Source organism: Dactylosporangium siamense (assembly GCF_016862795.1).
In the GTDB taxonomy this organism is placed as follows: domain Bacteria; phylum Actinomycetota; class Actinomycetes; order Mycobacteriales; family Micromonosporaceae; genus Dactylosporangium; species Dactylosporangium siamense.
On record NZ_BONQ01000061.1, the window covers coordinates 13776 to 27297 of the forward strand.

The following is a 13522-nucleotide window of genomic DNA, read 5'->3' on the forward strand; positions in this document are numbered from 1 at the left end:
ACTTTGCAAGCGTGCAGCTCATGCTCCTCCCCGTTCTTGCGCCTCTTCGCGACATCCGCCGCGAAGATGTGCACGCGCCCGTCCTCGACGAGTTCATGGGCGGACTCGGAGTGGGTTACAGCTACGGGCCGCCCTATGGACAACGCCTCGTGACCTGGGCCGACCTGCAGCGCATGGAGCTGCCGAGGCGGATGCTGCGCCGCCAGGCCGCGCACAATCTCGACGGCCGGCTCGGCGCCGCGCAGGTCCACGGACAGCCGCCCGCGCTGATGCTCCAGTTCGACGGGATCGCCTCGACCCTGCTGCTGGCCGAGCCGTTCTGGGCCGGCCTGGAGCGTGCGGTGCCCGGCGAGCTCGTGGTCGGTGTCCCCGCCCGCGACGTGGTCATCGTGACCGGTTCCCAGTCCCCGCCCGGCCTCGCCAAGGTCCGGCGCGCGATCGACAGGATCTTCTTCGCCGGTGACCCGCACCTGCTGTCCCGCAAGTTGCTGGTCCGGCGTCGTGGGGTCTGGGAAGTGTTCACCCAGAACCTCGCCCATGCCGCTTTCTGAGGTGTACGCCCAAGCCTCCTCATCTGCCCGGTAGCGGCTCTGTCCACAAGCACCCGGTTATCCACAGGTTCGGCTGCCGGCGCGAGCGGCGACGGGCCGATCTGACCGATGCTCCTTCCCGAGTCCACCACGGGAGGAGACGAACATGTACGAGACGACCATGACGATCGTCGGCAACGTGCTCACCGAGCCTGAGTGCCGCCGGCTGGATGAGAGCCAGCAACTGGTGACCAACTTCAGGGTCGCCGCAACGTCCCGGCGTTACGACCGCAACCAGGAGCGCTGGGTCGACGGCGACTCGCTCCGGCTGCGCGTCACCTGCTGGCGCGCCCTCGCGGAGAACGTGATGCGCTGCGTCCGCGTCGGCGACCCGGTGATCGTCACCGGCCGGCTGTCGAGCCGGAACTGGGAGACCGAAGACCACGTCAAGCGGATCGCCTACGAGCTGGAGGCCTCATCCGTGGGCCACGACCTGCTGCGCGGCCGTTCGAAGTTCGCCCGGGTCAAGGCGAACACGATGACCAGTGCCATCGACGACGAACTGGCCGATGCCCGGATCGCCGGCCAGCTGAGCACCCCGGTGGCCGCGGTCAACGACCTGCCCCGCCACCGCGACTACGACGCCGAGCTCGGCGGCTTCGTCACGACCGTCGAGGAGCCGGCGCAGGACACCACCCGGGATCCGTTCGCGGAGGACGTCCTGACCGAGCTCGACAGCGCGATCAGCGCCGCCTTCGACGGCACTGCGGTCGCCGCGATGGCGGGCTTCACCGCACCGGACGACGCGGCGGAGCTCATGACGGCCGACGTCGCACCGGCCGACGCGGCCACCGCCGCGGACGGGCCGGCCACCGCCGGAGAGGGAGCGGGCACCACCGAGGAGGGGTCGGAGAGCTCGGACGACGACAACGCCTCGGGCGAGTCCGACGAGCCGGCCGGCAGCCGGCGCCGGCGCAACCGGGGCGGCCGGGTCCCGGTGCCCGCCTGACAGTCCAGGTGGGTCGTGACACCGCGCCACCCGCCGTCACGACCCACCTGCCGCGCCCAGGACCAGGCCAAATCAGGCAATGGCAGGCCACGACCAGCCCGACCCATCATCGGACCACGACCAAAGTCGACGACCAGGGCCACGGTCACGGCTACGACCACCCGCTGGGCCCTCAACCAAGCCCGCTACCAGGGCTCGGTCACGACCGGGCGTACGACGCGCCCGAGCCCGGCCTACGACCGACCCCCGCCCACGCCCACGACCACGCCCGAGCCCGAGCCCGAGCCCGAGCCCGAGCCCACGACCACAGTCACGACCACGACCGGGCACAAGACCGTGCGTGAACCAACGACCAGGCCCGCGGCCAGGGCAAATCGGGCTCAGCGTCGTGACAGCCGAAGGCTGGCGTCGGCCGGGCAGTGACAAGCCCCAGGGAGGACAACGGACAAAAGGCGACCCGAACGACCCGAAGCGTGACTCCGCCGCCACCCGCTGCGAATCCCGCGGTGCACCAACGGAACCCGCTTGTGCCGGACGGCAATGAATGCTGTCCTGAGAGCGTCGATTTGGCTCCCCACAAGCGAATCCTCCGCCGCAGGCGGTAGCCTGTCCGTCGACATGCGCTCGTAGCTCAGCGGATAGAGCAGGGGACTTCTAATCCCAAGGTCGTAGGTTCGATCCCTACCGGGCGCACCACACTGACCAGGCCGTTTACCCCGGCCGGGCTGGTGAACGGCACCGTGCGCCCTGGTGTGACAGCAACACCGACAGCAACACAATCACTCGTCATCGGTCTCGTCCACCTCGGATGTCGATGACGACGCGAGGCGACACGCCCCGCAGGAGCGGCAGCGTTGCGCAGGTGTGCCGCAGGTCGTGGAAGCGGATCGAGCGGACCCCGGCCCGCTTGAGAAAGCCGCGTGCAGATCAAGCGGTATCAAAGGGTGTCTGGGCAGTGCCCCTGGCCACTTCGGCCGCGCGGGCCCGTTTATCCAGGCGTCGCGTCGCTCGATAGCCGCCGATCGTGCTGATGTTCCAGATGGCGCTGAGGATGACCATGACGGCGGAGCCCACCGCCAGGAGCGGCATCAAGCAGGCGACACCGATGCAGATGCCACCAAGCCCGATGAGCCCGAACATCACGCCGTGCCACGGTGTCCAGATCATCCGCGACTTCGCCACTTCAAACGGCAGGCTGCCCAGGCCGAAGCCGGTGAGCGGGCCGTCGTGGCGGTCATCACGCAGCGACATCCCCCTATTGCACGCGTCCAACACGGCCGCTCGCTGAACCCTGCGATACAGACTCGGCGAGCACCTGGCCTGTCTGTGGGCTGTACGCCGCGAGCTGTAGCAACCACGGCCTACCAGCGACATCGACATGGCGACCGACCCACGTCATGGCCTGCCGAGGATCGGCGAGGCGGTGGGCGGCCAGGTCCCAGCCGTCGACCCGTCCGGTCTGGCCCAGTTCGCGCTCTTCCCACAGGTGGTTACGGAAGGACAGGTCGAGATGTCGGGTCGGTGACGTCTGCACGCAATGCGACATGGGGTGCGCGGTGGGCAACACCTGGGCGGGGCGGGTGCGGCACGGTGGGGGTATGGGACTCAGGACCAGGTTCACCGAGGCGTTCGGCCTCACGACTCCGATCGCGCAGGCCGGCATGGCGTTCGTGGGGATGACGCCGGAGTTGCCGGTGGCGGTCAGCAACGCGGGGGCGCTCGGCTCGCTCGGGGTGGGGCTCATGCCCGCGCCGGCGTTGACGCAGACGATCGCGGCGATACAGCAGCAGACGGACCGGCCGTTCAACGTCAACTTCATCACCGTCTTCACCGAGCAGGCGCAGATCGACGCCGTGTGTGCGGCCGGGGTGGCGGTCGTGTCGTTCCACTGGGGGCATCCGAAGCGGGCCTGGATCGACCAGCTGCACGCCGCGGGGGTGCGGGTCTTCGAGCAGCTCAGCTCCGTCGACGCGGCGAAGCGGGCGGTTGACGACGGGGTTGACGTGGTCGTGGCGCAGGGGCAGGAGGCGGGCGGGCACAACGCGGCCACGCTGCCGGTCTTCGCGCTGGTGCCGCTGGTGGTGGACGCGGTCGCGCCGGCGCTGGTGCTGGCCTCGGGCGGGATCGCCGACGGGCGTGGGGTGGCCGCCGCGCTGATGCTGGGTGCGGACGGGGCGTGGGTGGGCACGCGGTTCGTCGCCACCGGGGAGTCGGACGCGCACGACGGGTACAAGAGCCGGCTGGTGAGTTTCGACGCCACGGAGACGGTCAGCACGTCGATGTTCGGGCCCGAGACGCCGGACTTCAACCCGATGCGGGTGCTGCGCAACAGGGCCGTGCGGGAATGGCTCGACGCTCCAGCGCCGGGGGAGGACAAGGTCATCGGGGAGACCGTCCTCGGCGGTGAGACGGTGACCATGCACCGGTACTCCAACCTCGTGCCGATGCGTGGGGTCACCACCGGTGACCTGGAGGAGATGCCGTTGCTCGCCGGGCAGGGGGTCGGCCTGGTCACGTCGCTGCTGCCCGCCGCCGAGGTCATCGCGACGATGACCAGCGACGCGGTGGCGATGCTCGGCCGCTACGGGGGTTAGCCCCGCGCCCGGAGTGGGGCTGGCCGGATCAGCAAGACGGTGGTCAGGGGGCGTGCCGGTCGGCCGGCAACGGCGAACAGTGAAGAGCATGACTCTCCTGACCACCGGCCGGCCACCCGTCGCGGTGCGCGCCGCCGCCGGGTTGTGGCTCATCGCCGTCGCGCTCGGCGCCCTGGAAACCGTCATCGTCGTCGGCTCGGGGCAGGCCGGCGAGCATCCCCTCGCCGGTGTGCTGTTCCGATGCGCCGTGTACGCCGCGGCGATCCTCACCACGCTGCGGATGCGGGCCGGACGGCGGTGGGCGCGGCTCGCCCTCGCCCTGGTGCTCGGCATCGTCGGCACCCTGTCGCTGATCATCGAGCCGATCTCCTGGCTCGCCGGCGGCAACTCCCTGAGCGCCGTCGTGGACGACGCGGACCTGACCTGGTGGGCGACCGCCGCCTCCAGGGCGCTGCACGTCGCCGCGGTGTGGGCCGCGGTCCCGCTGATGTTCACCAGGTCGGCGAACGCGTACTTCAAAAAGACCGGATGACAAAAAGACCGGATGAAGAGTCGGAAGGACGTCGCAACCATGTCGGAGGATGTCGCGCCAGGCGTTGCATGGCAGGCGGGCAGCGGCATAGGAGACGTGCACGGTGGACAACCGCAGCTACTGGACGACGTCGGCGCAGGCACCGGCGCAACAGTTCACGCATTGGCGGGAGCTGATCTGTGAGGCGTTCCTGGCGCTGACGCCCGAGTCGGACCTGCGGGGCGGGTTCGCCGGGTCGGTGACGCAGTGGCGGCTGGGCGGGCTCAGCCTGGCGCGGATCGAGTCGCAGCGGCAGACGGTGCACCGCACCGAGGCCGGCGTGCAACGCGACCCGATCCGCGGCTACTACGCGAACCTGCAGGTCCGGGGCGTCAGCCTGATGGCGCAGCACGGCCGGGTGGCCACGCTGCGGCCCGGTGACCTGGCGGTGGTCGACGCCGACGAGCCGTTCCGGTTCGAGTTCGGTGGGGACTTCCGCCAGCTGTCGCTGTTCATCCCGGCCGCGACGCTCAACGACGGCGAGGCCACCGCACCGAGGACCGCCACCGCGATCGACACGACGACCGGGGTCGGCGCGGCCGTGCGGCACTCGTTGGAGAGCCTGGCGCAGCGGCCGATGCGGGAACCGACCGCGGCCCGGTTGGCCCTGCACGCCGCCGGGATGCTGTCGATCGCGCTCGACCCGTCCATCCTGACTGCGGTGCGTTCGCCCAGGTCGTACCAAACCTGCCTCGACGACATCGAAGAGCACCTCACCGATCACGATCTGTCGCCGGCGGCCACCGCACGCAGGCTCGGGGTCTCGGTGCGCACGGTGCACGGATGGTTCTCGGGGCACGGGGCCTCCTATGGCGCCACGGTGCGGCGGCTGCGGCTGGAACGGGCGGCGCGGCACCTCACCGACCCCTCGATGCGGCATCTGCGGGTCATCGACGTGGCGACGGAGGCGGGGTTCGGCAGCGTGGCGAGCTTCCACCGGGCGTTCCGGCAACAGTTCGGCCATACACCGAGTGCAGCCCGCGGCTAGCTGCAGGACACCACGCGTTCATCGATACTGATAAAAGTATGGGCTATGAAGAGGCTCAGCCGCCGCACGTTCGTCCTCAGTGGACTGGCCACCGCCGGGGCCGTCACACTGCCGTTGACCAGCGCCCAGGCCGCCGTTCCGTTCCCGTTCAAGCTCGGCGTCGCCTCCGGTGAACCGGCCGCAGACAGCGTTGTGCTGTGGACCCGGCTCGCTCCGTCACCGCTCAACGCCGATGGTCAGGGTGGCATGGCGAACGCCGACGTCACCGTCGACTGGCAGGTGTCCACCACCGACACGTTCGCCTCGCTGGTCACGTCCGGCACGGTGACCGCCCGCTACGCCGACGCGCACTCCGTCCACGTGGTCGCCGGTGGGCTCGCGCCCGACGCCGAGTACTACTACCGCTTCCGCGCGCAGGGTCACCTCTCCCCCGTCGGGCGCACCCGGACCGCACCCGCCGTCGGGACCGTCGGCCGGAACCTGGTCATGGCGTTCGCCTCGTGCTCGCACTACGAGTCGGGCTACTACACGGCCTACCGTCGCATGGCCGAGGACCGCCCGGACCTGATCCTGCACCTGGGCGACTACATCTACGAGGGCGGCACCGGCTCCAGCGGCGTCCGCCAGCACGCCGGTGCCGAGATCGTGTCGCTCGCCGACTACCGCCGCCGCTACGCGCAGTACAAGTCGGACCCCGACCTGCAGGCGGCGCACGCGATCGCGCCGTGGCTGGTGGTCCCCGACGACCACGAGGTCGAGAACAACTATGCCAACATGGTGCGCAACGACAGCAGCCCCGCGCTGACCACGGCGCAGTGGACCGCTCGTCGTACCGCCGCCTACCGGGCCTACTACGAGAACATGCCGCTGCGCCCGAGCCAGGCACCGACCGGCAACAGCATCCCGCTCTACCGGCGGGTCCGCTGGGGCACCCTGGCGACGTTCCACATGCTCGACACCCGGCAGTTCCGCGACGACCAGGCCTGCGGCGACGGCTGGAAGGTGTGCGGCGCGGCCGACACCACGACCCGGTCGCTGACCGGCGCGGCGCAGGAGGCGTGGCTGCTCGACGGGCTCGCCCAGCACTACGGCACCTGGGACATCCTCGGCCAGCAGGTGTTCTTCGCCCGGCAGTACGACGCGAGCGGCGCCGCCAACATGGACGCCTGGGACGGCTACCGCGCGTCCCGGTCACGCATCCAGCAGGGCTGGATCGACCGGTCGGTGCGCAACCCGCTCGTGCTCACCGGCGACGTGCACGCGGCGTGGGGCAACGACCTGAAGGCCGACTACGCCAACAGCGCCTCCGCGACCATCGGCACCGAGCTGGTCTGCACGTCGATCACGTCCGGCGGCAACGGCTCGACGACCACCACGATCCCGAACGCCGCGACGAACCCGCACCTGAAGTTCTACTCCAACCTGCGCGGTTACATCCGGACCACGATCAGCCCCGCCCAGGTGCGGGCCGACTTCCGCGCGGTCAGCTCCGTCACCGAGCACGGCGCGGCCGCCACCACCCTCAAGTCGTTCGCGATCATCGACGGCCAGCCCGGCCTTCGGGCCCTGTAGGAGTCTTCTCAATGGTTTTCGCAACTTCAGCCACCGCGGTGGTGCTCGCCGCCGCGTCCATGACGTGGACCACGGCCAACAGCGTCGCCACCGGCGACCAGGACACCCCCGCCATCGCCGCCAACCGCAACGGGCAGGTCGCGGTGGTCTGGGAGGACGACCGGGACACCACCGCGCCGGAGAACAACAGCCACTCCGACGTCTGGCTGCGGCTGTTCACCGACGGCGTCGCCAAGTACGAGCTCAAGCTGTCGGCCGGCGGCACCTCCGGCACCAACTGGAAGCACATCAGCCCCGACGTGGGCCTTGACGACAAGGGCAACGCCGTCGTGGTCTGGGCCGAGGACCCGGACGGCAACGGCGCGTTCAACATCGTCTACCGGGTCGTCTCCCCCACCGGCAGCGTGACGGCCTCGGGCCGGGCGAACGCCGACGCCGCCGGCGACCAGATCCTGCCGAAGGTGGCCGTCGACCCGGACGGCGCGCCGGGCACCGCCGCCGTCGCGTTCAGCGTGGTCTGGGAGGACGTGCAGGGCAGCGTGTACACCGTGAAGGCCGCCGGCTACACCGGCCCCACGACGAAGGCCTATGAGGTGACCGCCTCGCAGACCACCGGCGGTCACCACCGGCCCGGCGTCGCGGTCCCGGCCTCCGGCGACGCCATCGTCGTATGGGACGAGGACGCGGACGCCAACGGATTCTTCAATGTCGGTCTGGTACGGCTGGCAAAGTCCAACGGCGCGGTCAACCTCACCCGGCGCACCGCCAACAGTCTCGGCGACGGGCAGCAGCGCGGTGCCGCGGTCGCGGCGTCGTTCTCGGGCGAGTTCACGGTCGCGTGGGAGTCCGACCACACCGGCACGGCCGGGGTGTGGACGCGTTCGTTCGCCGCCGACGGCACGCCGCGGCACGTGGAGGCGATCGTCGCCAACGGTGCCGCCGGCGCTTCGGTCGGCATCGACGACCAGTTCAACACCGTGGTCGGCTACTCGATCGGCCAGGACGTCCTGGTCCGCGGCTTCAACCCGGACGGCACCGGCACCGGGCGGCTGGCCGCGCAGGTCCTCAGCCAGACGGCGACGGGGCGCCAGGAGCAGCAGGCCGTCGCGGTGTCGCCGTGGGGTGAGGTCAGCGTCGCGTACACCGACGACAACGACGGCAACACGTTCGACCAGGTCATCCTCGGATACGGCGGGTCGAACTCGGACTGGTGACCGTTGGGCCGTCGGCCCGGACCGCACTTGGCCTCGGCCTGGATCGCGCTATTGTTGAACCGTCAACGAGTGAGGAGCGCACATGATCCAGGTCGAGGTCTGGTCCGACATCGTCTGCCCGTGGTGCTACATCGGCAAGCGCCGCCTGGAGACGGCCCTGTCCCGCTACGACGGCGCGGTCACCGTCGAGTGGCGCAGCTACCAGCTCGACCCGTCGACCCCGGTCGGCGACCCGCGTCCGGTCGGCGAGTCCCTCGCCGCGCGCAAAGGTCTGTCCGCGTCGCAGGTCAAGGGCATGTTCGCGCAGGTAACGCAGATCGCCGCCGACGAGGGCCTCGCGTACGACTTCGACCGCGCCCGCACCGCCAACACCCTGGACGCGCACCGGCTCCTGCACTTCGCCAAGGGTGCCGGGCTCCAGGCGGCGCTGCAGGAGCGGCTGATGCACGCGTACTTCACCGAGGGCGCCGACATCGGCGACCAGGCCGTGCTCGCGGGCCTCGCGGCGGCGGTCGGCCTGGACGAGGTGGCGGCCAAGCAGGCCCTCGCCGACGGCTCCTACGCGGCGGACGTCCGCGCGGACATCGCGACCGCCCGCGAGTACGGCATCAACGGCGTGCCGTTCTTCGTCTTCAACCAGCGGGTCGGCGTCTCCGGCGCGCAGCCCGTGGAGGTGTTCGAGCAGGCCCTGCGCCAGTCGTCCCTCACCGTGCTGGGCTCTTCTGATCACGCCTGCGCCGACGACTCCTGCGCGATCTGAACGGACGTTCAGCTGCATGTGCACTTGCGGGTGCGGATGGTAGAACGATCGCCGGAACAGTCAAGTGGCAACTTGCGGCTGCACGTGCACCGCGGACGTGAATGACTGCGCTCAAGCCGACACAAACGGCGCCGCCGGTTCTACGCTGCATCTATGAGCGCTGACGTGCTGCACGCCTTCCGTATGCAGGTCGCCCGTGGGGTGCGCCGGTTGTCCACCGACGATACCGATCAGGTGACGACACTGCTGGAGCAGCTGGGCTACCCGCAGGAGGGGACCGACATCGCGGGGCGCATGCGCTCCTGGGTCGACCACCCCGACGGTGGCGCCTTCGTCTGGGACGAGCGCGGCCGCCTGCTCGGGGTCATCGCCGCGCACATCATCCCGTCGTTCGAGAAGGACGGCTCGTGGCTGCGGATCGTCGCGCTCGCCGTCGACGACTCCGCCCGCGGCCGCGGGATCGGCACCAGCCTGGTCGCGGCCGCGGAGACGTTCGGCCTGATGCGCGGCTGCCAGAGCGTCGAGGTGACCAGCCTGCGCACCCGCGACGGGGCACACGCGTTCTACAAGGCGCTCGGGTATCAGGACCGCTCGGACGCAGCCGGCCGCTTCCTGCGCCAACTCCCCTGATGTCCCTTTCGCCCGGCATGTGATTTTGTGCAGGGCGGGCGAGATTAGCTACCGCTCCTCACCCATGCTCTTCGCCGGCCGACAGCGCAGTTGTCAGCTGTTCAGCTTGGTGGTGAGCGACTTGGCGACCTCGACGAGCCCCGTGTCCGCCGACGCGGGGAGCTCGCCGCCGCTCAGGTCCGCGACGGAGAGCACCACGATCAGGTTGCTGACCCGCATCGTGATGATCTGGGGCTGACCGATCGCCTGCACCCGCTGACGGATCGCCTGGTCGCCGACCCCGTCGAGGCGCTCGGTGCCGGTGTTGCCGACCACGTCGAGATAGCGGGACGCGAGCTCGGGACCGCCGACCGTGCCCTTCTTCGCCACGACGGTGAAGCCGACATTGAGCTGGGTCTTGCCGTCCCCCGCGGTGCAGTTGTCGCCGTCTGACTCGACCTTCGCCGCGTGCACCACCGCGGCCACCATCGACGCGTCGAGCACGGCGCAGCCAGGGGCGGCCCGGAAGCGCCCCGCGTCGGCGAAGACACCGAGCGTGAACGCCACGCCCAATCCCGTCGCTCCGATCGCGGTGACCACCGCGAGGACGATCAGGGCAATTCGCCAGATCCGCTGCACTGCGCCATTCTAGGGGCGCGCCTGCCAGGTGCACGTGCGAGCATCTTGTGCGCAGGTTGAAGTCCGGCTTAAGCCCATGGCCCTTGGCCAGCGGGTTCTGATACCACCAATGGCAGTGGAACCACATGAGACAAGATCAACCATGACCGCCTCTCGGCAACAACGCCCGGCCGGCAGCCTCGCCGCCCCGGCGGCGCGACCCGTCGAGCACAACAGCGCCGGACGGTTCCTGCTGCGCACCCTCTTCTGGGGTGGCTTCGCGCTCGCGCTGCTGCCGTGGTGGCTGGGCACGAAGGCCGGCACGATCGACACCACCGCCGAGATCTTCCAGTCGGCCGGCCGGGTCACCGGCCTGATCGCGGGCTATCTGCTGCTGGTGCAGGTCATCCTCATGAGCCGGCTTGCGACCCTCGAGCGCTGGATCGGCGCCAGACACCTGGGCCTGTGGCACCGCGAGCTCGGCGGCTCGGTCCTGATCACGATCCTCGCGCACGCGTCGCTGATCACGGTCGGCTACGCCTACGCGGACCGGGTCGGCTTCGTCAGCGAGGTCGGCACGATCCTGACCGAGTACGAGGACATGGTCACCGCCTTCCTGGCGGCGGGCATGCTGGTGTGCATCGGCCTGCTGAGCATCCGCGGGCTGCGCCGGGCCCTGCCCTATGAGCTCTGGTACTTCCTGCACCTGACCGCCTACCTGGCGCTGCTGCTCGGCTTCGCGCACCAGTTCTCCAACGGGCAGGAGCTCTTCAAGCCGGGTCTCGGGCGGACGCTGTGGATCGGCTTCTACGCCGTCATGATCTGCGCGGTCGTGTGGGGCCGGATCGTGGCGCCGCTGACGATGAACCTGCGGCACCGCCTGCGGGTGGCGGACGTGGTCGCCGAAGGCCCCGACATGGTGTCGATCTACATCACCGGCAACCGGCTGCACGACCTGGACGCGCAGGCCGGCCAGTTCTTCCGGTGGCGGTTCCTCTCGCGGGGGCTGTGGTGGCAGGCACACCCCTTCTCGCTGTCCGCCGCGCCCAACGGCCGCTGGCTGCGGCTCACCGTGAAGACGGTCGGCAGCCACACCAGCGCGCTGCGCGACCTGCGGCCGGACGTGCGGATCTTCGTCGAGGGCCCGTGGGGCGACTTCACCGCGAGCCGCCGGGTCAAGTCCCGGACCGTGCTCATCGCCGCCGGCAGCGGCATCGGGCCGATCCGGGCGCTGCTCGAGGAACTGCCCCCCGGCGCCGTGCTGATCTACCGCGCGTCGGCCGTGCACGACCTGCACCTGCGCGACGAGCTGGAGCACCTCGCTGAGCTGCGGCACGCCACCCTGTGGTTCGTGGTCGGCGACCGGCGCGACCCCGGCCCGCGGCGCCTCTTCACCCCGACCGGCATGCGCGAGCTGGTGCCCGACATCACCGAACGCGACATCTACCTGTGCGGACCGGACGGGCTGGTCACGCAGTCCCTGCAGGTGCTGCGGCGGCTGCGGGTGCCGCGGCGGCAGATCCACCTCGACCCCTTCGAGTTCTAGAGCCGTGCTCCCGTTCCTGAGAGTTGGTCCCTCGTGAGACGCGCGATGATCGCCCTGATCGGCACCGCGGCGGGCACCGTCCTGCTGGTGGGTGCCAAGGCCGGCTTCAGCAGCCCGACCGACCGGCCACTGAACCCGCAGGCCGCCGGCGCGACCGGGCCCGCGCCGAGCGGCTCCGTGCCGCCACCGTCCGGTGGACCCGCCCCGGCCGGGACGATGCCACCGGGCAACGGCGGGCCGGCCACCACGACGACGACCACCACCGCGCCCCCGGCGGGCGGCGCCACGAAGACCACGAGCGCGCCGAAGCCGACCACCGCGGCACCGAAGCCGCCGCGCACCACCATGAAGGACGGCACCTTCGGCGGCAGCAGCGTCTACGTCGAATACGGAAACGTCGAGGTCTCGATCGTCGTCTCCGGCGGCAAGATCACCGACGTCAAGGTCCTGGACTCGCCGAGCGACCACTCGCGGTCCGTGTCGATCAACAAGACGGCGCTGCCGAAGCTCAGGTCCGAGGCGTTGTCGGCGCAGAGCGCGAACATCGACACGGTCTCCGGGGCCACCTACACCAGCTCGGGCTACAAGCTGTCCCTGCAGGCGGCGATCGACCGCGCGTTCCAGGGGTGACCCGTGCTGGTGCGGGTCGAGCACGTGATGGGGATGGCGGTCAGCCTCGACCTCGCCGATCCCCTGCCGGTGCCGGAGCTGGAACGCCTCGCCGATGAGGTCTTCGACTGGCTCCGGCTGGTCGACACGACCTTCAGCACCTACAAGGCCGACAGTGAGATCAGCCGGCTCGGCCGCGGCGAGCTGCGGCGGGAGGACTGCTCGCCGATGGTGGGCGAGGTCCTCGACCGGTGCGCGGCGTTGTGGGACGAGACCCGGGGCTACTTCGACATCATGGCCGGCGGCAGGCTCGACCCGTCGGGCTACGTCAAGGGGTGGGCGGTGCAGCGCGCCTGTGACCGGCTGCAGCTGCTCGGCTCCTCGAACCACTGCCTGAACGCCGGCGGTGACATCTTCGTCCGGGGCGCGGCGCCGGGGCGCTCGGCGTGGCGGGTCGGGGTGCGCCATCCGTGGGAGGCGCTGTCGCTCGCGTGGGTCCTGGAGGTCACCGACATGGCGGTGGCCACGTCCGGCACGTACGAGCGCGGTCTGCACGTCTACGACCCCTTCACCGGTGAGCCGGCTGCCGCCCTGCGCTCGGTGACCGTCGTCGGGCCGGAGCTCGGCACGGCGGACGCCTACGCCACGGCGGCCCTGGCGATGGGCGAGGCGGGCATCGACTGGCTGGCCCAGCTGCCCGGCCACGAGTGCGCGGTCGTCACCGAGGACGGCCGGGCGATGCGGTCCGACGGTCTTCCTGTGGTCACGGAAGGCTGATGCGGGCTTCGAACCGCGGCGCGGGCTTCGATCCGTGGTGCGGCTTCGAACCGCGGCGCGGGCTTCGAACCGCGGCGCGGGCGGGTCGGCGGGTCCGAGATGTTGACCAGGTGCTCGCGGGTCGG

At 70.5% G+C, this 13522-nt stretch carries 14 protein-coding genes and 1 tRNA gene; 13 read left to right on the forward strand and 2 right to left on the reverse strand.

The features are described from left to right. Positions 1 to 11 precede the first annotated feature (11 nt). The 3 genes from Dsi01nite_RS20850 (at position 12) to Dsi01nite_RS20860 (ending at position 2235) form a co-directional block, all read left to right on the forward strand. Positions 12 to 551 carry a DUF1444 domain-containing protein gene (locus Dsi01nite_RS20850; RefSeq protein ID WP_203847881.1) on the forward strand — a complete coding sequence of 180 codons (540 nt, stop codon included), beginning with the start codon at positions 12 to 14 and terminating at the stop codon, positions 549 to 551. A gap of 145 nt (positions 552 to 696) precedes the next feature. Further along, positions 697 to 1539 (forward strand): single-stranded DNA-binding protein, encoded by an 843-nt coding sequence (locus tag Dsi01nite_RS20855; protein ID WP_203847882.1) that lies wholly within the window; start codon positions 697 to 699, stop codon positions 1537 to 1539. 620 nt (positions 1540 to 2159) lie between these two features. After that, positions 2160 to 2235: transfer RNA gene (locus Dsi01nite_RS20860), tRNA-Arg, on the forward strand. Positions 2236 to 2466: 231 nt separating this feature from the next. Here Dsi01nite_RS20860 and Dsi01nite_RS20865 read toward each other — a convergent pair. Further along, positions 2467 to 2790: a hypothetical protein gene (locus Dsi01nite_RS20865; protein ID WP_203847883.1), complete on the reverse strand. Its 324-nt coding sequence runs from the start codon at positions 2788 to 2790 to the stop codon at positions 2467 to 2469. 347 nt (positions 2791 to 3137) lie between these two features. Here Dsi01nite_RS20865 and Dsi01nite_RS20870 point away from each other — a divergent pair, with 347 nt between their 5' ends. The 7 genes from Dsi01nite_RS20870 (at position 3138) to Dsi01nite_RS20900 (ending at position 9868) form a co-directional block, all read left to right on the forward strand. Further along, complete coding sequence (locus Dsi01nite_RS20870) at positions 3138 to 4133, forward strand: NAD(P)H-dependent flavin oxidoreductase (protein WP_203847884.1); 996 nt, start codon at positions 3138 to 3140, stop codon at positions 4131 to 4133. A gap of 88 nt (positions 4134 to 4221) precedes the next feature. Further along, positions 4222 to 4665, forward strand: a complete 444-nt coding sequence (locus tag Dsi01nite_RS20875) for a hypothetical protein (protein ID WP_203847885.1) — start codon at positions 4222 to 4224, stop codon at positions 4663 to 4665. A gap of 103 nt (positions 4666 to 4768) precedes the next feature. Beyond that, a complete protein-coding gene (locus tag Dsi01nite_RS20880) occupies positions 4769 to 5692 on the forward strand; it encodes an AraC-like ligand-binding domain-containing protein (RefSeq protein WP_203847886.1) in 924 nt (307 codons plus the stop codon). A 45-nt stretch (positions 5693 to 5737) separates the two neighbouring features. Next, positions 5738 to 7264, forward strand: a complete 1527-nt coding sequence (locus Dsi01nite_RS20885) for an alkaline phosphatase D family protein (RefSeq protein WP_203847887.1) — start codon at positions 5738 to 5740, stop codon at positions 7262 to 7264. 11 nt (positions 7265 to 7275) lie between these two features. Next, positions 7276 to 8478: a hypothetical protein gene (locus tag Dsi01nite_RS20890; RefSeq protein WP_239136048.1), complete on the forward strand. Its 1203-nt coding sequence runs from the start codon at positions 7276 to 7278 to the stop codon at positions 8476 to 8478. An 82-nt stretch (positions 8479 to 8560) separates the two neighbouring features. Continuing rightward, the gene (locus Dsi01nite_RS20895; RefSeq protein WP_239136049.1) at positions 8561 to 9238 is read left to right on the forward strand and encodes a DsbA family oxidoreductase; all 678 of its coding nucleotides are present in this window, start codon (positions 8561 to 8563) and stop codon (positions 9236 to 9238) included. Between the two features lie 153 nt (positions 9239 to 9391). After that, entirely contained in the window at positions 9392 to 9868 is a 477-nt protein-coding gene (locus Dsi01nite_RS20900; protein ID WP_203847888.1) for a GNAT family N-acetyltransferase, read from the forward strand. A gap of 93 nt (positions 9869 to 9961) precedes the next feature. On the opposite strand, the gene Dsi01nite_RS20905 is transcribed toward Dsi01nite_RS20900, so the two are convergent. After that, on the reverse strand, positions 9962 to 10486 hold the full coding sequence (locus Dsi01nite_RS20905; protein WP_203847889.1) for a hypothetical protein: 525 nt from the start codon (positions 10484 to 10486) through the stop codon (positions 9962 to 9964). Between the two features lie 142 nt (positions 10487 to 10628). Between Dsi01nite_RS20905 and Dsi01nite_RS20910 the strand changes: the two genes are divergently transcribed. From Dsi01nite_RS20910 to Dsi01nite_RS20920, 3 genes are read left to right on the forward strand one after another with little or no spacing between them, the layout of a single operon-like run. Then, entirely contained in the window at positions 10629 to 12011 is a 1383-nt protein-coding gene (locus Dsi01nite_RS20910; RefSeq protein WP_239136050.1) for a ferredoxin reductase family protein, read from the forward strand. Positions 12012 to 12044: 33 nt separating this feature from the next. Further along, on the forward strand, positions 12045 to 12641 hold the full coding sequence (locus Dsi01nite_RS20915; protein WP_203847891.1) for an FMN-binding protein: 597 nt from the start codon (positions 12045 to 12047) through the stop codon (positions 12639 to 12641). 3 nt (positions 12642 to 12644) lie between these two features. Then, on the forward strand, positions 12645 to 13397 hold the full coding sequence (locus tag Dsi01nite_RS20920) for an FAD:protein FMN transferase (protein ID WP_373318801.1): 753 nt from the start codon (positions 12645 to 12647) through the stop codon (positions 13395 to 13397). Positions 13398 to 13522 lie beyond the last annotated feature (125 nt).